The following is a 23311-nucleotide window of genomic DNA, read 5'->3' on the forward strand; positions in this document are numbered from 1 at the left end:
AGCCGGAAGTGCTGTAATGAAAAACAGACTTCGCAGGAACGCGCCGCATGACCGAGCATCTCACCGACCTGGACGCTGCAACCGACTGGCTGCTGCAGCGTGTCGACGGGCCGCTGCGCATCGGCGCACCGCTGGCGCTGGGCAAGCCGCACCGGCTGCTCAACGCGCTGTATGCGCGGATCGAGAACGACCCCTCGCGTCCGCTGCAGATCTACACCGCGCTGTCGTTGAACCCGCCCAAGGCCGGTGGCGGGCTGGAGGCCCGGTTCATGGCGCCGTTCGCGGCGCGCCATTTCGGCGAGGATTTCCCGCGCCTGGCCTACGCCGATGCGATGGTGCGCGACCGCCTGCCCGACCACGTGCAGGTGGAGGAGTTCTACATGCAGTCCGGCGCGCTGCTCGGTTCATCGCAGGCGCAGCGCGGCTACACCAGCCTCAACTACACCCATGCCGCCGATGCGGTGGCGCAGCGCGCGCCGCACGCGATCGTGCAGAAGGTGGCGATGCGGCCCGACGACCGCCGTCTGTCGCTGTCGTGCAACAACGACATCACCCAGGACACCATCGACGCGATGCTGGCGCGTGGCCTGCCGCGCCCGCTGCTGATTGCCGAGATCGACCCGCAGCTGCCCTACCTGGGCGGCTCGGCCACGGTGGATGTGTCCTTCTTCGACCTGGTGATCACCCCGCCGGCGCCCTATCCGGAGCTGTTCGGACTGCCGCGCCAGCCGGTCAGCGACGCCGACTACGCCATCGGCCTGTATGCCAGCGCGCTGGTCCGCGATGGTGGCACGCTGCAGATCGGCATCGGCACGCTGGCCGATGCGATCAGCCACGCGTTGGTGCTGCGGCATACGGACAACGCCCGCTACCGGCAGATCCTGCACGCGCTGGACCCGACCCTGGCCAGCCATCCGACGGTGCTGGCGTGTGGCGGCCTGGAACCGTTCGAGGTGGGCCTGTACGGCTGCAGCGAGATGCTCAATGAGGGTTTCCGCCGGCTGGTGCAGACCGGGGTGATCCGACGCAAGGTGCACGATGACCTGGCGTTGATGGAACGCATCGAAAGCGGCAGCACGCTGACCATCGACCACGCCACGCTGGAGGCCGAAGGCGAGTACCTGCATGGCGCGTTCTACCTGGGCTCGCCGGAGTTCTACCAGTGGCTGCGCGACCTGCCGGAAGACGAATCCCGCGCGATCGGCATGCGCCGGATCAGCGAGATCAACCAGTTGTATGGCGGCAACGAGGCACTGGAACGGCTGCAGCGCCGGCATGCGCGTTTCTTCAACTCCTGCATGATGGCCACCGCGCTGGGGGCGGCGGTGTCCGATGCGCTGGACGATGGCCGCGTGGTGTCGGGGGTGGGCGGACAGTACAACTTCGTGGCGATGGCGCACGCACTGCCCGAAGCGCGCAGCGCCCTGATGTTCCGCGCGGTGCGCGAGGACAAGGGCACGCTGCAGTCCAACGTGCGCTGGAATTACGGGCACACCACCATTCCGCGCCACCTGCGCGATATCTACATCAACGAATACGGCATCGCCGACCTGCGCAACCTCACCGACGAGGACTGTGTGATCGGCATGGCGGCGATCACCGATGCGGCGTTCCAGGGCAACCTGCTGCAGACGGCGAAGGCCTCGAAGAAACTGGCCACCGGTTTCGTCGCGGCCGAACATTGGGCACGGCGCAATACGGCCGCCGCGGTGAGCGCATCGCTGGCGCCGTTCCGCCAGTCCGGCGCCCTGCCCGACTATCCGCTGGGCAGCGATTTCACCGAAGTGGAGCAGCACCTGGTCAAGGCATTGGGCTGGCTGAAGCAGAACACCCAGACGCGCGGCGCGAAGCTGCGCACGCTGCTGGCCGCGTTCACCCAGCCGGCCGGCGATGGCGACGTGGTGTACCTGCAGCGGATGGGCCTGGACGCACCGAAGACGTTCGGCGAGAAGGTGGAAGCACGCCTGGTCCGCCTCGGATTGGCGCGCACCTCGTAACGCTGAACGAGAGGCCCGGCATTGAAGCGGCGCGCATCGCGCGCCGGTAGAGTCGGTTCCCAAACGACTGCCGATGGCCCTGCAACATCCGGTAACGCATGACCTGAAACGAAGGCGCGTTTCCGTTCGAAGGTCATGCGTCCCAGCAACGCCCCCCCGTGTCGGCAGTCGTTCGGGAACCGACTCTACCCGCGACAGCATCTGCATCGCCTTCGCGTCCAAATGAAAACGGCGCTTCCGTTCCGGGAAGCGCCGTTCGCACTACGTTGGTTGCTGGCCCTTAGTTGGCCAGCTGCGCCTTCGCGGCGGCGACGACGGCATCGGAGGTGATGCCGAAGTGCTTGTAGAGCGCCTCGGCCGGCGCCGATGCACCGAAGGTGTCGATACCGATCACCGCACCGTCCAGGCCCACGTACTGGCGCCAGAAACCGGTGACGCCGGCTTCGACCGCCACGCGGTTGCGCACCGCGTTGGGCAGCACCGATTCACGGTAGGCCGCGTCCTGGCGCTCGAACACGTCGGTGGACGGCATCGAGACCACGCGGGTCTTGATCCCGGCCGCGTCGAGTTCGGCCTTGGCGGCCACGGCCAGGCCCACTTCCGAACCGGTACCGATCAGGATCACGTCCGGCACGCCGCCTTCGGCATCGGCCAGCACGTAACCGCCCCGGGCGATCTGCGCCACCTGGTCGGCGCTGCGCGGCTGGTGCGGCAGGTTCTGGCGGCTGAACACCAGGCAGCTCGGGCCATCCTGGCGGGTGATCGCGGCCTTCCAGCTGACCGCCGATTCAACCGCATCGCACGGGCGCCACACATCGTTGTTCGGGATGTAGCGCAACGAGGCCAGGTGTTCCACCGGCTGGTGGGTCGGGCCGTCTTCGCCCAGGCCGATCGAGTCATGGGTGTACACGTGGATGGCGTGAGCCGGGATCAGCGCGCTCATGCGCACGCCGTTGCGGGCGTAGTCGCTGAACACCAGGAAGGTGGCGTCGAACGGAATGAAGCCACCGTGCAGGGCCAGGCCATTGGCGATCGCGGTCATGCCGAACTCGCGCACGCCGTAGTACACATAGTTGGCGTTCGGGTCGTCAGTGGCGACCGACTTGCTGGCCTTCCACAGGGTCAGGTTGGAGTGCGCCAGATCGGCCGAACCGCCCACCAGTTCCGGCAGCAGCGGCGCGAAGGCTTCGATGGCCAGCTGCGAGGCCTTGCGCGAGGCAATGGTCTGGCCTTCGGCCTGCACCTGGGCGATGTAGGCATCGGCCTTGGCGACGAAATCGGCCGGCAGCTCGCCATGCGAACGGCGGGTCAGTTCTTCGGCTTCGGCCGGGAACTGCGCGGCGTACTTGTCGAACTGCTGTTCCCACTCGGCCTGGCGCAGGGTGCCGGTACCGCCGGCACGCCAGCCGGCGTAGATCTCTTCCGGGATCTCGAACGGGCCGTAGTTCCAGCCCAGCTGCTTGCGGGTGGCTTCCAGCTCATCCTTGCCCAGCGGTGCGCCGTGGCTGGATTCCTTGCCGGCCTTGCCCGGCGAACCGAACCCGATGATGGTGCGGCAGCAGATCAGGGTCGGCTTGTCGGACTGCGACAGCGCGTTCTCGATGGCGGCCTTGATGCTTTCCGGGTCGTGGCCATCGACGCCGCGCACCACGTTCCAGCCATAGGCCTCGAAACGCTCGGGGGTGTTGTCGGTGAACCAGCCGGCGGTGTTGCCGTCGATGGAGATGTGGTTGTCATCCCAGAAACAGACCAGCTTGCCCAAGCCCCAGGTACCGGCCAGCGAGGCGGCTTCGTGCGACACGCCTTCCATCAGGCAGCCGTCGCCGAGGAACACCCAGGTGCGGTGGTCGACGATCTCGTGCTCGGGGCGGTTGTAGCGCTGGGCCAGCAGCTTTTCGGCCAGCGCGAAGCCCACGGCATTGGCCAGGCCCTGGCCGAGCGGACCGGTGGTGGTTTCCACTCCGGGGGTTTCATGATGTTCCGGGTGGCCGGCGGTCTTGCTGCCCAGCTGGCGGAACTGCTTGAGCTGTTCAATCGGCAGGTCGTAGCCGCTCAGGTGCAGCAGCGCGTACTGCAGCATCGAGCCGTGGCCGTTGGACAGCACGAAGCGGTCGCGGTTGAACCACTTCGGGTTGTTCGGGTTGTGACGGAGATAGTCGTTCCAGAGGACTTCGGCGATATCTGCCATGCCCATCGGCATGCCGGGATGCCCGGACTTGGCGGTTTCGACCGCATCAGCGGCAAGGAAGCGGATGGCGTTGGCCAACTGGCGGCGGGTGGGCTGCGTCATGAGTCTGTCGGGTCGGGAGGCTCCCGCTTAATGCGGGCGAGATATTGTCGCAGCTCCAGCGCTGGCGCGCTTGCGCTGCGCCAACATCTGCCCCACGTTTCGCGATGCGAAACGCGGGCCCCGGGGCATGCCTCCTATCCCCGCGCCTGTCGGCGCGCCCCCTTAACACAAGGGGGCTCCCTCACCAGACGGAATCCGCCCGGACCTTCACTTTCTTGAACGAACCCAGTATTGGCGCGGTCAGCTGCGCGGCACGACCGGCCCCGGAACCGGGCTTTCCTCGGTTTCGCCCTTGGCCACCAGGGTGGTCAGGGCCAGGTCGCCGGTGACATTGAGCGCGGTGCGGCACATGTCCAGGAAGTGGTTCACGCCGAGGATCAGGCCGATGCCCATCGGGTCCACGCCGACCATGGCGCAGATCATGGCCACCACGGGCAGCGAGCCGGACGGCACGCCGGCCGTGCCGATGCCGCCCAGGATGCAAACCACCATCACCATCAGCTGTTGGGTGATGCTCAGGTCCACGCCGAAGAACTGGGCCAGGAAGATCACCGTCACGCCTTCGAACAGCGCGGTGCCGTTCTGGTTGGCGGTGGCGCCCACGGTCAGCACGAAGCGCGAAACCTTCTGCGGCAGCCCCATCTGGTCGGCCACGCGCAGCGCGGTCGGCAGGGTGGCGTTGCTGGAGGCGGTGGAGAACGCCATCACCGTGGCCTCCTGGGTATCGCGGAAGAACGCCAGCGGCGACCGCCCCGACAGCCACACCGCCGCACCGTAGGTCACCACCATGTGCAGCGCCAGTGCCAGCACCACCACGCCCACGTAGGCACCCAGGCGGATCAGCAGGTCGAAGCCGAAGATCGCGGCCAGGTTGAACATGAAGCAGGCGACCGCGTAAGGCGCCAGGCGGATGACCAGGTTGATCAGGGTCATCGAGACTTCGAACACGCCTTCGATGACCTTGCGCAGCGGCGCGGTCTTTTCATCCGGCGACAGCACCATGCCGATGCCGAACATCAGCGCGAAGAACATCAGCGACAGGATCGCGCCGTTGCTGGAGGCGGCGGCCAGCACGTTGCTGGGCACGATCGACAGCAGCATGTCCATGCCCTTGGGCTGCTCGCCGATGTTGGCCACGATCTCACGGCTGCGCTCGACGTTTTCGTGCAGCAGCTGCTGGGCCATGGCCGGGTCCACGCCCACACCCGGCTTGAGCACGTTGACCAGCACCAGTCCCAGGCCGACCGCGATGCCCGACAGCAGCACGGTGTAGGCCAGGGTCTTCCAGCCGATCCGGCCGAGCGAGCGGATGTCGCCCATCTCCGAGACGCCCATCACCAGCGCCGAGAAGATCAGCGGCACGATCAGCATGAAGATCAGGTTGAGGAACAGCCCCGACAGCGGCGTGGTCAGGTAGGTCATCACCGCGCGGGCAGCATCGGGCAGCCAGGGAATGCCTGGCCCGACGGCGTGCACGATCAGCCCCAACAGCAGGCCAAGCCCGAAGCCAATGCCCATTTTCCAATGCAATGGCAGCTTCTGCCGGGTCGTTGCGGCCTCAGTCATGGAGCGGTGTTCCTTGAAAATTAGAGGAAGAGCTTAGCAAAGCCGGCCACCCCGGCCCGGTGGCCACTCAGCGATCCGAAGGATAGAGCGGCGCCAGTCCAGTATTTTCCGCGGTCTGCGGCGGCTGCCAGTGCGGTCCGTCATGGAAGGCGCGGCGCAGCGCCTGTCGCGCCTGGGTCGCATCGCCCCCGTCACGGCTCCAGCGCGCGGCCTGCATGTCGCGCAGCGCTTGCCGTTGCGCCGGGTCGGCCAGCCGCGCCAGCACGGCATCCAGGCCATGTACGCCGCCCAGCCGGCCCAGCATCGCGACGATCTCGTCCAGCCCTTCGTGGTCCAGGGCGCGGCGCAGCGCACTCCGGGACGGCATCTGCGCCGCGGTCACAGGCCCCACCACCGCATGGGAGGCGCCAGACGCTGCAGGCTGCCGGCGACGGCGCCATGCCCATGCCAGGGTCATCAGCCACAGCGCCGCAAAGGCCGCCGCTGCCCCGATCCAGCCCCACGGCCGGCCGGCTGCGGTGGCCACGGTGAGGGCGTCGGACGGCGCGACGGTGGTGCCGGGCAAGGGCGAGGTGGTATCCAGCGCTGTCGGCGGGGGCACCGTGCCCGGGGCGCCGGCGGCGACGGCCAGGCTCAGGTCGGGCAGCGTGGCGGTGCGTGGCTGGCTGCCGCGCACATCCCACCAGGCCATGCGCGGGCCCGGAATCACCAGGGTGCCGGGCTGGCGTGGCACCACCGAATAGCGGCGGGTCAGGGTCAGGCGCGGGGTGCTGCCGTTGAACGTCTCGTCATACTGCGGCGGCTCGGCGAACACCTGTGCGCCTGCGCCGGCATCCAGCGGCGGCAGTTCAGGGAACTGCGCGCGGGTGGCGCCATCGGCGACCGCTTCCACCACCACCGTGACCGCCTCGCCGGCACGGCCACGGGTGGGCGCGGCCGTGTAGCGCAGGCGCAGGTCGTGCAGTGGCAGCCACGGCTGCGGCGCGCCGTCGGGCTGCGCGCGCACCTGCAGGGTGCGATCGGGCGCGTTGGCGCGCAGGCGACCATCGCCGCCGAACAGGTCATCGAAGAAGCCGCCTGCACTGCGTCCGTTGAAGCGTGCACCGGGCAGCACCAGCGGACCGCTGCGTTCGGGAATGAGCAGGTAGCGGCGTTCAACCAGGTTGTATCGCCGTCCGTTGACCTCGCGCACCAGGCTGCGATCCTCGCCCACGCGCTGCATCGAGGCACCGTCCGGCGCATCCACACCCAGTTCGCCTGACAGCAGTTGGGAGGCGTAGTAAAGACGCACCACCACGCCCACGCTCTGCTGCACGTACGGGCTGGCGTCATCGACCTCCATTTCGACGAAGGCGGTGGCGTTGCCGGGCACGGCGGGCGTCGCGGCGGCACTGGCGGCCACGGTCAACTGCAAGGGCGCGGTCCGCGCCGCGCCCACCTGCAGCGCGGGAATGGTCAGCACGCCACTGCGCCGCGGGCTGAGCGCCACGCCGTACAGCGAGCGCGACTGCATCGCGCCCTGGCTCCACTGCACCTGGCGGCTGCTGGTCTGGCCGCTGAGCTCGAAATCGGCCTGCAGCGGCGCGTAATCCGGTGCGCCGGCATCGGTCTCGATGTTGAGCGTGACCGTGTCGGTGTCGCTGATCGCCTGCCGGTCCAGCCACGCGCGGGGCTGGGCCTGGACCAGGCTGCTCACGCCCAGCAGCAGCCAGCCGCAGGCGCGCCACCAACGTCGCGTGGAAGGTGCTGCGCTCATTGTCCGTCCCGTTTCCTGCGTTCGCTTTCCAGTTGGAATTTCTGCCGCAGCAGATTGCCCGGTTCATCAGGCACCCGCCGCATCCACGCCTCGACCGCCTGGCGCTGTTCTCGCTGCTGCGGCGTTTCGTTCGACTCGCGGCGCTGCGCCGGGGTTTTGCCCGCACCGGCCTGCTGTTTTTCCAGCGCCTGCCGCATGCGCTCGCGCTGGGCCGCATCGGCACGCGCCTGTTCGGCCGGGTCGGGCTTGCCCGGATCGCGATCCTGCGGCGGCGTGCCCTGCCCCGGCTTGGGCCGGCCCTGCTCGCCCTGCGAGGAGGGATCCTGCTTCTGTTGTTGTTGCTGTTGTTGCTGCGGCTTCGTCGACGGCTTCTGCTGTTGTTGCTGCGGTTGCTGCCCGCCCCCCGGTGGCGGCTTGCGCTTGCGCGCGGCCTCCACGGCGGCACGGTTGGCTACCGCATCAGGCATGCCCGGGCGCAGGGCCAGCGCCTGGTCGTAGGCAGCAATCGCGGCGTCGTACTGACCCTGGCGGGCCAGCGCGTTGCCCAGGTTGTAGCGGGCCTCGGCGTCGTTCACGCCCTCGAACTGCTGCTGCGCTGCCTGGAAATCGCCGCGCCGGTAAGCATCCACCCCCTCCGCCACGCGCTGCTGGTCGCGCTGGTCGGCACGCTGCCACCAGTTGCGTTCGGCGGCCTGCGCGGGCGCGGGCATGGCCAGCGGCAGCATCACGCACAGCAGGGCAACGGCCACCACGCCACGGCGACGGAAGGCCCACAGCGACAGCAGCATCAACGGTGGCAGCAGCCAGAAGCCTTCATCGCGCCAGGCCAGGCCTTCGCCTTGACGGCTTTCCTGCCCGCCGGCGCTCGTGCGTGGGGTCAGCACACCCAGTGACTTCAGGTCGCCCTCATCGTCGGCCACCGGCGCATAGCGACCACCGCCGGCATCGGCCACCGCGCGCAGGGTGTCCGGCTCCAGCTGCGCGCGCGCGATCTGGCCATCGCCGCTGCGGTACGCCGCACCCGCTGCGGTACCCAACCCGAGTACCGAGACGTGGATGTTCTGCGCCTTGGCCGCTGCGGCCGCGGCACGTGCGGCGTCATCGGCACGGTCGGTCAGCAGCAGGATGTCGCCGCCCTTGGCGCCGGACTGCTGCAGCAACAGCACCGCCGCTTCAATCGCACGGTCGGCGCGTTGGCCGTCGCGTGGCATCACATCCGGGGCCAGCGCGTCCAGGTACAACGCCACGTTGGCGGCGTCGCCGGTCAGCGGCGCAACGGTGAACGCATCGTCGGCGTAGACCAGTAACGCGACCTCACCGCCGCTGCGCTCGCGCAGCAGCGTGGCCAGCTTGGCCCGCGCCTGCAGCAGGCGTGAGGGTGGCAGGTCGGTGGCGGTGGTGCGCGAGGACAGGTCCAGCGCTACCACCAGCGGCGCCGGCGCCTGCCACAGCGGCTGCGGCACTTGTCGCCAGCCAGGGCCGGCCAGGGCCACCACGGCCAGGGTCCAGCCCAGCAACAGCAGCGCCAGCCCGCTCCACGCACGGCGCCCACCCGCCACCAGCAGGTGCGGCAGCAGGTGCGCATCCACATTCTGACGCCAGACGCTGCCGCGACGGCGGCGCCAGGTCCAGAGCAGCGCGATCAGCGGCAGCGCGGCCAGCGCCCAGAGCAACGCAGGGCGTGCCAGATGCACGTGGGTGATCAGCGTGTTCATGCCCAGCGCCTCGGCAGCAGCCAGCCCAGCCCACCCAGCAGCATGGCCAGCGCCAGCGGCCACGCATAGCGTTCGATATACGGACGTACCGCCGCGCCTGCGGCGGTGATCGGCTCCAGCCGGTCCAGCTCGGCATAGATGCCGGCCAGTTCGTCGGTGTTGCGCGCGCGGAACGCACGGCCGCCGGTGAGGTCGGCAATGCGGCGCAGCGTGGCCTCGTCCACCGGATCGTCGCCGGCGGCAATCTGCACGCCGAACAGGCTCATGCCACCGTCCCCGCCGAAGGCCACCGGATACACGCGCACGCCCTCGGCCTTGGCCAGTTCGGCCGCGCGCAGCGGCTGCAGCACGCCGGCGTTGCTGACGCCGTCGGTCAGCAGGATCAGCACGCGTTGGCCTTCAGGCTGTTCGCGCAGGCGCTTGACCGCCAGTGCGATGGCATCGCCGATGGCGGTGTCGCGGCCGGCCAGGCCGACTTCGCTGTCGGTGAGCTGGTTGCGCACCGTGGTGAGGTCGGCGGTGATCGGCGTCAGCGTATAGGCGCGTTCGCCGAAGATGAGCAGCCCCACCCGATCACCGGCGCGGCGGTCGAGGAAATCGGCCAGTACCGCCTTCGCTGCGGAAAGACGCTGCACGACCTGGTTGCCCAGCATCATGTCGGGTTCGCTCATGCTGCCGGAGACGTCCACGGCGAGCATCATCTGCCGGCCCTGCTGCGGCGGGGAGACCGGCTCGCCCAGTTGCTGCGGTCTGGCCATGGCCACGCACAGGCAGGCCCAGGCCAGCCACAGCAGGAGCCGGCCGACGCGCCATGCGCCAGTGCCGGTGGCCTGGCCCAGCGCGGCCAGGGCACCGGCGGCATAGGGCACGCGCAGCGCAGGGGCCACTGCGTTCCGGCGCGGCCACCAGCGCATCAGCCAGGGCAGCGGCAGGGCCAGCAATGCCCACGGCCAGGCCAGCGCATCCAGCCACGGCAGCACGGAAGACAGGCCCGGGATCATCGGCCGCGCCTGCTGATCAGGTCGAGGAAGCGCGCGCGCGCGAGGTCGCGGACACGCTGTACGGCGGCCGCGTCGAGGCTGCGGCGGTAGCCACCGTCGAGCAGCAGGCGTCCATCGCCGTCGGAGAAAGCGCGGCTGCCGGGGGCATCGAGGAATTCCAGCCAGGCCTGGCCCTGCAGCAGTTCCGCGCCCGCTTGGCGGCGGCGCGCGGCGCGGCGCAGCAGCTCGGCCATCGTTGCGACCTGGGCGCTGCCGCTGTCTGCGGCATCCACGGCGGTGTCGAACACCTGAAGCCAGCGGCGCTGCTGGCGCCGTCGATGCGCGCGCCACGCCCACGCCAGCAACACGACCAGCGCCAGCGCCGCCAGCACCACCCACCAGCCCAGCGGCAACGGCCACCAGGACGGAGTGGGCGGCAGATGCACGTCGCGCAGCGGGAGCGAGGCGGCTGCGCTCATGCGACCACCGTCGACGGCAGCGGACCCAGCCAGCAGTCGCTGGCGTCATCGGTACTCACCACGTGCACCTGGATGCGACGCGCGCCGACGCTGCGCTGCAGCGTTTCCAGCGGTTCAACGAAGCGGGCGTGCCAGTGTTCGCGCACGGCGCTGTCATGCAGATCCAGCACTACCTGCCGGCCCTGCGACAGGAACGGCAGCACGCCATCCGGCGGCGCCAGCTCCAGCGGATCGGCCAGCAGCATCAACTGCACTTCATGGTGCATGGCCAGCGCGGTCCAGCGCGGAACATCAATGGCGGCCGCGCGGGCCGGGTCGGCCAGCACTACCACGCGCGCGCCGGGGCGCAGCACGCGTGCGGCTTGTTGCAATGCATGATCGAGGCCGGCATCGTCGGGCGGTGGTGCGGCGTACCAGCGGGTCAGCGCATCCAACACGCGCAGCACGCCACGCGTGCCGCCGGCCGGTGGGATCGGCGCTTCGGTGCGGCTGCCGCGCAGTGCGGACAGGCGGTCGCCCTGGCGCTGTGCCAACCACGCCGCGACGGCGCCGACCCGTGCGGCCTGCACCGACTTGAAGCGCACCCGCGTTCCGAAATACAGCACCGGGTCGGTGTCGGCCACAAGCAGCGTCTGGCGCTCGCGTTCGGCCTGGAACAGCTTGGTATGCGCGCGTCCGGTGCGGGCAGTCACCCGCCAGTCGATATGCCGGGCATCGTCGCCGGCGACATATTCGCGCGATTCTGCGTATTCCATTCCCCTGCCGCGCATGGGTGACGGTGCCTGGCCCGCATGCGCCAGCCGCCCCCGTCGCGCCGGCGCCAGCCGGTGCGCGCTGCGCCGCAGTGCGACCAGCTCGGCCAGGGTCGGCTGCACGCCGTTGCCCGCCAGCGCAGTGGCAGCAGTGTCATCCGTAGCGGTCATGCCGGTCTCAAGGCACCGGGATGCGGGCCAGCAACTCGGCCACCAGCCGCTCGCCATCCCAACCTTCGGCGGTGGCTTCATAGCTCGGCAGCACGCGGTGGCGCAGCACGTCGGGGGCGACGCTGCGCACGTCTTCGGGGGTCACGAAGTCGCGCCCCGCCAGCCAGGCGCGTGCACGCGCGCAGCGCTCCAGCGCGATCGAGCCGCGCGGACTGGCGCCCCAGGCGATGCGCTTTGCCAGTGCAGGGTCATACCGACCCGGGTCGCGGGTGGCCAGCACCAGTTCAATGAGGTAACGCTCCAGCGCCGGCGCCATGTGCAGCGACAGCACCGCGCGGCGGGCGGCGAACACGTCGTCCAGCGGCATGCGCGCCGGCGGCGCCGGCGCAGTGCCGAGCGCATCACGCGCGCGCTCGCGCGCCAGACGCAGGATCTCGGCTTCGGCGTTGGAATCGGGATAACCGATCCGCACGTGCATCAGGAACCGATCCAGTTGCGCTTCGGGCAACGGGAAGGTGCCCTCCTGCTCGATCGGATTCTGGGTGGCCATCACCAGGAACAGCGCCGGCAGCGCATAGGTATGCCGGCCCACGGTGACCTGGCGCTCGCCCATGGCCTCCAGCAGCGCCGACTGCACCTTGGCCGGTGCGCGGTTGATTTCGTCGGCCAGCAGGATGGGGTGGAAGATCGGGCCAGGCACGAATTCGAAGCAGCCTTCCTGCGGCCGCCAGATCTCGGTGCCGGTCAGGTCGGCGGGCAACAGGTCCGGGGTGAACTGCACCCGCGAGAAGTCAGCTTCCAGGCGGGCCGCCAGGGCGCGGATGGCGGTGGTCTTGGCCAGCCCGGGTGCGCCTTCGACCAGCAGGTGGCCATCGGCCAGCAGTGCGGTCAGCAGGCGCTCGACCAGTGCGTCCTGGCCGACGATTTCGGCCGCGAGCGAGTCGCGCAGCGCACGGAAGCCGGCATGCAGGCGGTCGTGTTCGGGGGTGTCAACGAAGGGCGTGGGGTCGATTGCGGGCATGGGGGGTGGCAGGTTCATGGCGTCCATCTGACCCACGCAACAGGCGTAAGGTTCCGCGCACATGATGGCAGGGCTGGCCGCGCAGCGGGATCAAGATTGCCTGAACGCGGCTAGGCCCGTCCCGCGCCGTCGTAGATGGCGCTGCAGTAAGGTCCGGCCATTTCAAAGCGCCTGCAGACCTGCGGGCGTTCGGCATAGATGCCGCAGGACATGGTTTCCCGGTCGAGCGCCACGCACCAGCCGTCCGCGCTCTTGGCCATGGCCAGCACGCCGTCGGCAATCTCGGTGGTCAGGTTCGAGGGGACGCACTCCGACGGCGCCAGCACGGCAGTAAGCCGGCAGCATTGCGCGGTGCAACCGGAGCAGTGTGCCTGGGCCATGGAGCAGGATAGCGCGGCGCCCTTGCCCTGCCCTGAACCGTTTCCGATGGACGGACCAAAAAAAAATCCGGCGCCCCTGCGGGCACCGGATTCTTGCTTGCCAACCGTCTGCTGGATCTGCGACTCAGTTGGTTTTGGCCACGCGCAGCACCTTCGGGGTGACGAAGACCAGCAGTTCGGCCTTGTCCTTGTTGCGGCTGCGCTTCTTGAACAGGTTGCCCAGGAAGGGAACGTCGCCCAGGAACGGCACCTTGTTGACGCTGTTGCGGTCGGTGAACTCGTACACGCCGCCGATCACCACGGTCTGGCCATCATCCACCAGCACCGCGGTGTTGACTTCGCGGCGGTTGATCGAGGGAACCTGGCCGTAGCCCTCCAGCACGATGTAGCTTTCGACTTCATCCTTCTTGACCGCCATGTTCAGGAACACGCGGTTGTCGTTGGTGATGGTCGGGGTGACCTTCAGCTCGAGCAGCACTTCCTTGAACTGCACGTTGGGCGTGGCCGCCTGGCCGGCAGAGCCGCCAGTGATGGTCACATAGCCGATTTCCTTACCCTGCTTGATCACCGCTTCGCGCTGGTTGGTGGTGACCACACGCGGGTTGGAGATCACTTCACCGCGCGATTCCTGCTGCATGGCCGACAGTTCCACGTCCAGCAGGTAGCCGGCGTTGAGGATCGACAGGGCCAGTGAACCCGGGTTGCTGGCCGCCGCCACCGGCAGGTTCCAGTTCAGGCCACCGGCATTGATGGTGCGCGGGGGACGCACCGGGATCGGACCGGTACCGCCGCCGGCAGCCCACTCATTGAGCGCTTCCTGGTACTCGGTCGCGTTCTCGGCGTCACTGGTGATGTTGTCGTGGTTGCTGCTGGTGTTGCCACTGAAATAGACGTTGTCGCGGCTGCCGGTGATGCCGAACTTGGCACCCAGTTCACGCGCGAAGGTGTCGGTGGCAATGACGATGCGGCTTTCGATCAGCACCTGGTCGACCGGGCGGTCGATCACGTTGATCAGCTCGCGCATGCGCGCGACCTTCTTCGGGATGTCGCTGATCATCAGCGTGTTGGTGCGCTCGTCAGCCACCAGGCGGCCACGCGAGGAGAGGAAGCCGCTGTCTTCCTGCGAGCTGCTGCTGCCGGCACCACCGCCACCACCACCACCACTGCCGCCGCCGATGCCCTTGGCCTCGGTCAGCGCTTTGAAGATCTGCGCTGCGTTGTGGTAGTTGATCTGCACGTAATCGGTGATCAGGTCCTGGCGGTTCTCGATCGCGATGCGGGCGTCTTCCTTCTCCTGCTCGAACTTGGCCAGCTCGGGCTGCGGGGCGACCCACACAACGCCACCGTCACGACGCTTGTCCAGGCCCTTGGCCCGCAGCACGATGTCCAGCGCCTGGTCCCAAGGCACGTTGACCAGGCGCAGGGTGACGTTGCCTTCGACGGTGTCAGAGGCCACGATGTTCAGGTTGGACTCTTCGGCGATCAACTGCAGCACGGTGCGCACCGGCACGTCCTGGAAGTTGAAGGTCACCGGCTTGCCGCTGTATCCGCGCTGGGCCACTGCAGTGGCCGCCTGGGTCACCGTGGTGGCGTTGATCGCGCCGGTAGCCGGGGCGCTCTTGCGGGCGCTGATCTCGACCACGTATTCGTTGCCGGTCTGGTAGGCCAGCGACTCGAACGGCGTGTTGGTATCCAGCACAAGCTGGGTGCCGCCGCCGTAGGGCTTGGGATCGATGCGCTGTACCGGCGTGGCGAAGTCGACCACGTTGATCGACTTCTGCAGGTTGTCCGGCAGGGTCGCGTTGCCAACGTCGATCACGACGCTGTTGCCCTGGCTGCGCAGGTCCGGGTTGGCGCCCTTCCCATCGAACTGCAGGATCAGCCGGCCGCTGCCGTCTTCACCGCGCTTGAAGTCGATCTTGGACACCGCCAGCGAAGCCGGTGCGACGGCCGGCGCGGCGCCGGCCCCCTGGGTCGTGGCTGCAGCTGCCGGCGTCGCCGCCATCAGGGTGCCATTGGCCACCATGAGCGCGACTCCCAGCGCGCACAGGTGGATCAGCTTCGGGCGCCGGTCGGGACGCTGCAGCATGGCGTTGGAAAAGGTCATCGTGCTATCCCCATAATCATTCATTGATCTTCAAGCGCAAGCGATGCAGGCCGTTCCAGCCAGCCGCCCGCGCCATCCGGCACCAGTTCAATCAGTTCGATCCGGTCTTCGAAGACCCCGGTCACCCGGCCGTCGCTCTGCCCCATGTAGACGGCCGGACGCACCCGGTAGGTGACCTTGTCCGGCGCCATCACCAGCGCGACCAGTGCGCTCCCCTTGCCGATCGAACCGACCATGTCCAGAGAGTCCAGCGGGAAGGCTTCCAGCGGCTCCTTGCGGCGGTTCGGATCCGGACGCAGGCCCGAGCCCCCCTGGGCCGTCGTCCAGGCATCGGTGAACGGATCACGCATGCCCTGCGCGGAATACTCGAAGGTCTCGAACTGCTGCATGACAGGCAGTGGTTCGAGCGGCGGTGCCGGGCGTGCACGCACGTCGGCAACCCACTTTTCCAGGTTGGGCGCGTCACCGGGCGTGCTGGAGATGCTGCGTGCGCAGCCCGCCAACAGGACCAGCATCAGCAGGCCACATACCCGTGCGGTGCTGGCCAGGTTCATGGCGTGCCTCCGTTCGGGCCTGCTGCCTGTGCGGCCGCTTTCTCCTGCGCTTCCATTTCCACGTCGTCCAGGTAACGGTAGGTCTTGACCGTGCCCGACAGCTCCAGCGCGCCGCTGCGCGCGGTAATGCCGGTCTTGGGGTCCTTGGGCTTGAGATTGATGTCGTGCATGGTCAGGATGACCACGCGCGGCAGCGAGGCCACGCCGCTGACGAAGGCACCGAACTGGTGGTAGCTGCCCACCATGCGCAGGGCGATCGGCTTTTCGGCGTAGAACTCCTTGGGCACTTCCTCACCGGGCTGGAACAGCTCGTTGACCAGGCCGCTGGACAACGCGGTCTGCGAGATGTCGATGATCAGGTCCGGCATCTCGGTCTTGCTGGGAAGCTGGCGCAGCATCTGCTGCAGCACCTGCTCCATCTGCGCCAGCTGCTGCTTGAGCGGCTCCAGGTTGACCGCGCGGCCCTGCTCTTTCTCGAAATCGGCGCGCAGCGAGACCTCGGTGCGTTCCAGCGAGTCGAGCTCTTCACGCTTGCCGCTGATCAGCACGAACCAGGCCAGCACCACGATCAACAGCGACAGCAGCGCACAGAAAACGATCTTCGCCTGCTGCGGCCAATTGCCGATGTTGTTGAAGTCCAGGTCCTTCAGGTTGACTTTCTTCTGGCTCATGCGGCCCCCTTCTGCGGCGTGCTGGACGCCGCCGGTTGCGCGGCCGGGGCGGGAACGATGCGACTGCCCGGAGGCGCCGGCTCGGCGGCCGGGGTCGGCGTAGTGGCCGGGGCAGCACTTCCGGCCGGGGCCGGGGCCAGCGGGGCCACGGCGGGGGCGGCCGGCGCGGCATTCGGGTCGGTGCCCGGTGCCACCACGGTCCCATCCGGCGCGATACCGTCAACCGCTTCGCTTTGTGCCGGCAGCGTCACCTTGACCACGAACACGTACGGCAGCGCGGAGATGTCGGAGACGGGACCGACCGGCTTGTCCTTCTCTTCTTCCGGCTTGCGCGCTTCGATCACCGACAGTTCCGGCTTCGTCATCCAGCCCGAACTTTCCAGGTTGCGCATGTAGGCGCTGACCCGGGCATTGGACTGGGTACGGCCTTCCAGGGTGAGGATGTCGCCTTCCTGCTTCAGCGCGGTCAGCACCAGCCCATCGGGAATGGTCCGGACCAGCGCGTCGAACAGGTGCACCATCTGCGAGCGCTTGGCCTGCAGCTGTTCGATCACCTTCTTGCGCGCCAGCAGGCGGTCCTTCTGGCGATCAAGGCGGTCGATTTCCTTGTTCTGCTCCTTGACCCGCGCGATTTCGGCTGTCAGGAACGCATTGCGGTCGCCCTGGCCACTGATCTGGCGGTCGTAGTAGAACCAGATCAGCGCCGAAAGCACCACGCCCGCAATGGCGGCAAAGCCCAGCATGGTCATGAACTCGCGCTGGCGTTGCTTGCGCCGCTCGGCGCGCCAGGGCAATAGATTGATTCTTGCCATCAGTCGAAGCTCCTCAGCGCCAGACCGGTGGCAATCATCAGCGCCGGTGCGTCCTGGGCCAGGGCATGCGCCTGCACCTTCGGACCCAGCGTCATCTGCGCCAGCGGATTGGCCACCACGGTGGCCACGCCCAGCTGTTCCTCCACCATCTCCGGAAGACCGGCCAGCGCCGCGCAACCACCGGCCAGCACGATGTGGTCGACCCGGTTGAACTCACTGCCTGCATAGAAGAACTGCAGCAGCCGGCTGATCTGCTGGACCGTGGCTTCCTTGAACGGCTCGAGCACTTCCATCTCGTAGCTTTCCGGCAACCCACCCTGGCGCTTGGCCAGGCCCGCTTCCTCGTAGGTCAGCCCGTAGCGGCGCATGACCTCGTCGGTCAGCTGCTTGCCACCAAACACCTGTTCGCGGCTGTACAGGCTGCGCCCGCCGCGAAGTACGTTCAGGGTGGTCATGGTGGCGCCGATGTCGACCAGCGCGACCACGCCATCGCTGGCGATCGGCAGTTCACTGGCTACCAGCGCGAAGGCGTTTTCGACCGCGAAGGCCTCAACATCCATCACCCGCGCAGTCAGGCCACCGAGCTCCAGCGCCGATTGGCGCAGCTCGACGTTCTCCGACCGCGACGCCGCCAACAGCACCTGGACCATTTCCGGGTTGTTGGGAATCGCGCCGAGCACCTCGAAATCGAGGTTCACTTCCTCGATCGGGTACGGGATGTAATTGACCGCTTCGAGCTCGACCTGGGCTTCCATGTCGTTCTCGTCCAGGTCAGCGGGCATCGGGATGAGCTTGGTGATGACCGCCGAGCCGGCCACGGCCGCGGCAGCATGCCGGGCCTTGGTGCCTGAACGGTTCACCGCGCGGCGGATGGCCTCACCCACGGCCTCCACTTCCACGATGTTCTTTTCCACCACCGCATTCGGCGGTAGTGGTTCCACGGCGTAATGTTCCACGCGAAAACGATTGCCACTGCGGGAAAGCTGCAAGAGCTTTACTGCAGTCGAGCTGATGTCGACGCCAATAAGCGGCGACTGGCTTTTTGGGATAAGCCCCACGGTTTCTCCCCTGCCGACGGGCACTTGGACGCAAAACTTGCGCCCGCGCATTAATAACGTTTTTTTTGCAATTCGCAACCATCAACGTGCAAAACGTGTACTTACGACACGTTTCACCCGTCCCCTGACGGTGACCGAAATGCTCTCCCCGGGAACAACCCCAGCCGTTCCCTTGCGTAATCTATACTCTGCGGCCACGAAATTCGCAATCGGAATCTGACACTGATGACTCGCCTTCGCCGCTGGCTGCGCTGGTTGCTGGTCGCCTTCCTGGTCCTGGCACTGATCGGCGCCGCGGTCGCCGGGGGCCTGTACTACGCCATTTCCTCGCGTCTTCCGGACGTCCAGACCCTGCGCGACATCGAGATGCAGGAGCCCATGTACGTCTATGCGGCCGATGGCAAGCTCATGGCCGTGTTCGGCGAGTCCCGGCGCACCCCGATCACCATGAAGGAGGTGCCCGAGCGCCTCAAGCAGGCCTTCCTGGCCACCGAGGACGCCCGCTTCTACGAACACGGGGGCGTGGACTACAAGGGCATCGGCCGCGCCGTCTGGCTGCTGGCCACCACCAACGACAAACGGGTTCCGGGTGGGTCGACGATCACCCAGCAGGTGGCCCGCCAGTTCTTCCTCAGCTCCGAGTACAGCTACACCCGCAAGCTGGCCGAGATCCTGCTGGCGCGCAAGATCGAGCAGGAACTGAGCAAGGACGAGATCTTCGAGCTGTACCTCAACAAGAGCTTCTTCGGTAACCGCGCCTACGGCGTGGCCGCAGCCGCCGAGTTCTACTACGGCAAGAAGCTGGGCGAGCTGAGCCTGGACGAGATGGCCTCGCTGGCCGGCATCCCCAAGTTCCCCTCCAGCGGCAACCCGATCAGCAATCCCGAGCGTGCCCGCGAGCGCCGCGACTACTACGTGCTGCAGCGGATGGCCAACCTGGGCTTCATCAGCCAGGCCGAGGCCGACGCGGCCAAAGCCGTGCCGATGCACGCCAGCGCGCATGAGCCGCCGGTGCAGGTCGAGGCCCGCTACGTGGCCGAACTGGTCCGCCAGGAGATGATCGCCCGCTTCGGTGGCGATGTGCTCAACAAGGGTTACCACGTCACCACTACCATCAACGCCGACATGCAGACCGCCGCCAATCTGGCCGTGCGCGATGGCCTGCTGGAGTACGACCACCGCCATGGCTGGCACGGTGTGGAGCAGCAGGTGGCGCTGGGCGCGGGCGACGATGCCACCACCATGGCCGCGCACCTGCGCGGCATCAGCGCCCAGTCCGGGCTGCTGCCGGCCATCGTGGCCGGCACCGGCGCCGATGGCAGCGCCACGGTGGTGCTGGCCAACCGTACTGAGCTGGTGCTGCCGGCGTCGGCGGCCAGGTGGACCAACAAGACCCCGGCCAAGCTGGTGCAGCGCGGCGATATCGTGCGCGTGCGCGCCGGCGCCAAGGAAGGCGAATGGCTGCTGGACCAGATCCCGCGCGGCCAGTCCGCGCTGGTATCACTGGATGCTGAAACCGGCGCGCTGAAGGCATTGGTGGGCGGCTTCAGCTTCTCCGGCAACAAGTTCAACCGCGCCACCCAGGCGCGCCGCCAGCCGGGCTCCAGCTTCAAGCCTTTCATCTATGCGGCGGCGTTTGACAAGGGCTTCAACCCGGCCTCGATCGTGCTGGATGCGCCGGTGGTGTTCCGCGACCGCCGCGGCAAGACCTGGCAGCCGCAGAACGACGGCGGCGGCTTCCGTGGCCCGATGCGCCTGCGCGAAGCGCTGGTGCAGTCACGCAACCTGGTGTCAGTGCGCCTGCTCGATGGCATGGGCGTGGAGTACGCGCGCAAGTACATCAGCGAATTCGGCTTCGCCGAAGCCGAGCTGCCCCCGAACCTGTCGATGTCGCTGGGCACCGCCTCACTGACCCCGCTGTCGGTGGCGCGCGGCTATGCGGTGTTCGCCAACGGCGGCTCGCGCGTGGACACCTGGCTGATTGACCAGGTCAGCGACCGCGATGGCAATCTGGTGTTCAAGGAGAACCCGGCCCGCGCCTGCCGCGAATGCGTAGGCACCAGTGGCGGCGCGCCGGTAAGCCAGGTGGTGGACGGCTTCAACTTCGGTGCCGCCACCGCACCGGCGCCGGCCGGCCCGGCCAAGCCCCAGCAGGCCGCGGAGCCGGCCGTGCCGGTGGACCCGAACGCGCGCACCGCACCGCGTGCGATCGATGCGCGCACCGCCTACCAGCTGGTCTCGATGATGCGTGACGTGGTCCAGCGCGGCACCGGCACCGCAGCCAAGGTGCTCGGCCGCGAAGACGTGGGCGGCAAGACCGGCTCCACCAACGACCACCGCGATGCCTGGTTCTCCGGCTTCGGCGGACCCTACGCGACCACCGTGTGGGTGGGTCGCGACGACTTCCGTTCGCTGGGGTACCGCGAGTACGGCGGCCGTGCCGCGCTGCCGATCTGGATCGACTACATGCGGGTGGCGCTGAAGGACACGCCGATCGCGCAGAACGAACCGCCGACCGGCATGGTCCAGGCCACGCTCAACGGCGCCACCGAATGGGTCAAGGTGGAGGACATGGAAAAACTGGCCGAGTACGATTTCAACACCCAGACACCGCAGGCCGACGACGCGGCGTTCGATATTTTCTGATGGGACCGGGGTGCCGGCCGGCGGCCGGCACCACATCGATGTCACACGGTCGGTGTACATTCGGTGCCAGGTCGCAAGAGGGGAGTCGCTCATGCATCGGGCACGACAGCACTCGCAGAGCCAGACCCGCGAACGCCGCCACCGGCTTGCCCATGAGGCGGCCCGGTTGATGGCCGAAAGTGGTCTCCGCGATTACCACCAGGCCAAGCTGAAAGCCGCCGGACGGCTGGGCATCCACGACGATGCTTCGCTGCCGCGCAATACCGAGATCGAAGAGGCACTGCGCGAGTACCAGCGCCTGTTTGCCGGTGCCGGGCATGACGCGCAGTTGCGCCACCGGCGCGAGGCAGCGCTGCGCGCGCTGGAGTTTCTGCATGGATTCGCCCCACGTCTGTGCGGGCCGGTCCTGGATGGCACCGCCGATGCCAACAGCCCCGTGCAGCTCCAGCTGCACAGCGACGACGCCGATGCGGTGCAGCGCTTCCTGGAGGAACACCGCATTCCCGCCGACTCCCGCACGCGTCGCCTGCGTCTGGACCGCGAACGCACGCTGGATGTTCCGGTATGGCTGTTCAGCGCCGAAGGGCTCACCTTCGACGTGGCCGTCCTGCCCTACGATGGGTTGCGTCAGCCGCCCCTGTCGAGCATCGATGAAAAGCCGATGCGGCGTGCATCGGCTGCGCAGCTGCGGTTGTTGTTGGCGGAGGGGTGAGTACCGACCAACGGTCGGTACCTACCAGCCTATGCCTACCCCCACCGCGACGGTGCTCTCACCGCCCTGGCTGAAGGCGCCGTTGAGGCTGAAGGTGGTGGCGGCGCGCCGCTCCAGCACACGCTGGTAGCCTACCGCCAGCGCAGATTCGCCATCGGCATGGCCAATGCCCGCGCCGAGCCGGTTCCAGGTGGGCAGTCCTGCGGTGTTCATGGCCATGGCGGCCTGCGCACTGCCCATCGCCGCCATCCGGTTCATGCGGCGGTCCAGCCGCGAGAAGCGGCGGTCAACAGACGCCATTGCCTGGTCGGTGTAGCCGTTGGCGCGCTGTACGGCCTCATCCACCGCGCGGGTATCAACGGCGGGCGGCGCTGCGTCGGCCTTGGGAGCACGGGCAACGGCAGGCGCGGCTGCCTTGGCGGGGGCGGTATCCGCAGCCTCCGGCTCGTCCGCAGGTCCTGCGTCTCCCGCGACCTGCTGCGCCTGCAGCGCGCCCATCTGCCCACCCATGCTGTCCAGCGCGTCGTGGGCGGCGCCCACCGCATCATCGAGTGCGTCCACGGCCTCGGCCACGCTGCCGTGCCACCGCCCCCGCACCGTGAACCCAACGCCGCGCACGCCGCCTTGGCCGTCCACGCCGGTGCCCAGCAACCCCGCCAAGGCGGACAGCTGCCGCATCGACACCACGTCATCATCGGCGATGCCCGGCATCACGTTGGTGATCCGCCGGCGCATGCCCTGCCCGCCCACCGACACCTCGAAGGGGTGCTGGACGATCGATCCGAAACCCAGTGCCACGCTGTCGTGCGCGCCCTCCCAAACCTGGGCCGAGGCGCCCAAGGCCATGCCGTTTTCGGCCAGCACGCGCGAACGCGAACCCAGCGCGAAGCCATCGTGTGCGCCGTCCAGGACGATCGCCGCGCGACCCAGCGCCACCGAATTCCGGGCCAGCGTGGTGGTGAAGCTGCCCAGGGCGGTCGAGCCCGCGCCCTGCGCGCGTGCATCGCTGCCCATCGCGGTACCGAGGTGGCCCGCCTGGGCCGGAAGGCTCTGCGCATCCGCCCCGACCTTGGCGTACAACTGGGTGTACTCCAGCGCCGCCACGCGCTGGCTGGCGGCAAACAGCTGCGCGCCGGTGATGGCCTGGTGGCTGTCGGCGCTGATCTCGCCCGCGCCCAGCGCGACCAGGCGCGCACCGCGCAGGTGCACGGTGGCATCCTTGTCGAAGCGCACTACGTCGCCGAGGTCGGCGCTGACGCCGCGCACGTTGTCGTGCAGCGAATCGATGTCGCCGCGGTTGCGGGCGATCTGTCCGCCATGGGTGTCGATCTGCCGGAGCGCGTCCGCCCAGCCCGCTGGCGGCGCCGGGTCCGGGATCTGCACTGGCGACGGCGCCGGACAGTGGATCATGCGTTCGCGCACGCCGTCGCGGTCGAACACACCGGCCACGCCCATGCCCACACCCAGCCCGCCAAGGAACGACAACACGGGTGCCACGGTTGACGGGGCGCTCTGCTGCGCAGCGGACGGCGCCACCGCCTCGGGCGACGGCTCCGGCAACGTTGCGGCTGCAAGTCCCGGTGCCATCAGCAGAAGCGTGATGGACGCGGAGGCAGGTGCACGGCGGGGACGGAACATGGTGGT

At 68.2% G+C, this 23311-nt stretch carries 18 protein-coding genes; 3 read left to right on the plus strand and 15 right to left on the minus strand.

The features are described 5' to 3' along the window. Window positions 1-47: 47 nt before the first annotated feature. A complete protein-coding gene (locus tag ACGFZ3_RS05960) occupies window positions 48-1997 on the plus strand; it encodes an acetyl-CoA hydrolase/transferase C-terminal domain-containing protein (RefSeq protein WP_392917813.1) in 1950 nt (649 codons plus the stop codon). 280 nt (window positions 1998-2277) lie between these two features. Here ACGFZ3_RS05960 and tkt read toward each other — a convergent pair whose 3' ends face one another. From tkt to ACGFZ3_RS06030, 14 genes are all read right to left on the minus strand, one after another. Next, a complete protein-coding gene (gene tkt / locus ACGFZ3_RS05965) occupies window positions 2278-4287 on the minus strand; it encodes a transketolase (RefSeq protein ID WP_392917816.1) in 2010 nt (669 codons plus the stop codon). Window positions 4288-4527: 240 nt separating this feature from the next. Further along, entirely contained in the window at window positions 4528-5853 is a 1326-nt protein-coding gene (locus tag ACGFZ3_RS05970; protein ID WP_392917819.1) for a dicarboxylate/amino acid:cation symporter, read from the minus strand. Window positions 5854-5920: 67 nt separating this feature from the next. Further along, a complete protein-coding gene (locus ACGFZ3_RS05975; protein ID WP_392917822.1) occupies window positions 5921-7609 on the minus strand; it encodes a BatD family protein in 1689 nt (562 codons plus the stop codon). Beyond that, entirely contained in the window at window positions 7606-9324 is a 1719-nt protein-coding gene (locus tag ACGFZ3_RS05980; protein WP_392917824.1) for a tetratricopeptide repeat protein, read from the minus strand. The genes ACGFZ3_RS05975 and ACGFZ3_RS05980 overlap by 4 nt, the downstream gene beginning before the upstream one ends. Next, entirely contained in the window at window positions 9321-10325 is a 1005-nt protein-coding gene (locus ACGFZ3_RS05985) for a vWA domain-containing protein (RefSeq protein ID WP_392917827.1), read from the minus strand. The genes ACGFZ3_RS05980 and ACGFZ3_RS05985 overlap by 4 nt, the downstream gene beginning before the upstream one ends. Further along, the gene (locus tag ACGFZ3_RS05990) at window positions 10322-10783 is read right to left on the minus strand and encodes a DUF4381 family protein (protein ID WP_392917829.1); all 462 of its coding nucleotides are present in this window, start codon (window positions 10781-10783) and stop codon (window positions 10322-10324) included. The genes ACGFZ3_RS05985 and ACGFZ3_RS05990 overlap by 4 nt, the downstream gene beginning before the upstream one ends. Beyond that, window positions 10780-11706 carry a DUF58 domain-containing protein gene (locus ACGFZ3_RS05995; RefSeq protein ID WP_392917832.1) on the minus strand — a complete coding sequence of 309 codons (927 nt, stop codon included), beginning with the start codon at window positions 11704-11706 and terminating at the stop codon, window positions 10780-10782. The genes ACGFZ3_RS05990 and ACGFZ3_RS05995 overlap by 4 nt, the downstream gene beginning before the upstream one ends. 7 nt (window positions 11707-11713) lie before the next feature. Next, window positions 11714-12745 carry an AAA family ATPase gene (locus ACGFZ3_RS06000; RefSeq protein WP_392917835.1) on the minus strand — a complete coding sequence of 344 codons (1032 nt, stop codon included), beginning with the start codon at window positions 12743-12745 and terminating at the stop codon, window positions 11714-11716. 92 nt (window positions 12746-12837) lie between these two features. Continuing rightward, window positions 12838-13107, minus strand: coding sequence for a YkgJ family cysteine cluster protein (locus tag ACGFZ3_RS06005; RefSeq protein ID WP_392917838.1), 270 nt, complete (start codon window positions 13105-13107; stop codon window positions 12838-12840). 124 nt (window positions 13108-13231) lie between these two features. Beyond that, window positions 13232-15214, minus strand: coding sequence for a type IV pilus secretin PilQ (locus tag ACGFZ3_RS06010; protein WP_392917842.1), 1983 nt, complete (start codon window positions 15212-15214; stop codon window positions 13232-13234). Between the two features lie 20 nt (window positions 15215-15234). After that, the gene (locus ACGFZ3_RS06015) at window positions 15235-15729 is read right to left on the minus strand and encodes a pilus assembly protein PilP (RefSeq protein ID WP_392918869.1); all 495 of its coding nucleotides are present in this window, start codon (window positions 15727-15729) and stop codon (window positions 15235-15237) included. A gap of 35 nt (window positions 15730-15764) precedes the next feature. After that, the gene (locus tag ACGFZ3_RS06020; RefSeq protein ID WP_392917845.1) at window positions 15765-16439 is read right to left on the minus strand and encodes a type 4a pilus biogenesis protein PilO; all 675 of its coding nucleotides are present in this window, start codon (window positions 16437-16439) and stop codon (window positions 15765-15767) included. Next, window positions 16436-17251, minus strand: a complete 816-nt coding sequence (locus ACGFZ3_RS06025) for a PilN domain-containing protein (RefSeq protein ID WP_392917848.1) — start codon at window positions 17249-17251, stop codon at window positions 16436-16438. Before ACGFZ3_RS06025 ends, ACGFZ3_RS06020 begins: the two co-directional genes overlap by 4 nt. Continuing rightward, entirely contained in the window at window positions 17251-18309 is a 1059-nt protein-coding gene (locus ACGFZ3_RS06030; protein ID WP_038686523.1) for a pilus assembly protein PilM, read from the minus strand. The genes ACGFZ3_RS06025 and ACGFZ3_RS06030 overlap by 1 nt, the downstream gene beginning before the upstream one ends. Before the next feature lie 225 nt (window positions 18310-18534). Between ACGFZ3_RS06030 and ACGFZ3_RS06035 the strand changes: the two genes are divergently transcribed. After that, a complete protein-coding gene (locus tag ACGFZ3_RS06035) occupies window positions 18535-20955 on the plus strand; it encodes a penicillin-binding protein 1A (protein WP_392917851.1) in 2421 nt (806 codons plus the stop codon). A 91-nt stretch (window positions 20956-21046) separates the two neighbouring features. Further along, entirely contained in the window at window positions 21047-21667 is a 621-nt protein-coding gene (locus ACGFZ3_RS06040) for a hypothetical protein (RefSeq protein WP_392917854.1), read from the plus strand. A 21-nt stretch (window positions 21668-21688) separates the two neighbouring features. Here the strand turns inward: ACGFZ3_RS06040 and ACGFZ3_RS06045 are convergent, their stop codons facing one another. Further along, entirely contained in the window at window positions 21689-23305 is a 1617-nt protein-coding gene (locus ACGFZ3_RS06045; RefSeq protein WP_392917856.1) for a YadA-like family protein, read from the minus strand. Window positions 23306-23311: the final 6 nt, after the last annotated feature.

Source organism: Stenotrophomonas sp. NPDC047960 (assembly GCF_043204395.1).
Classification (GTDB): domain Bacteria; phylum Pseudomonadota; class Gammaproteobacteria; order Xanthomonadales; family Xanthomonadaceae; genus Stenotrophomonas.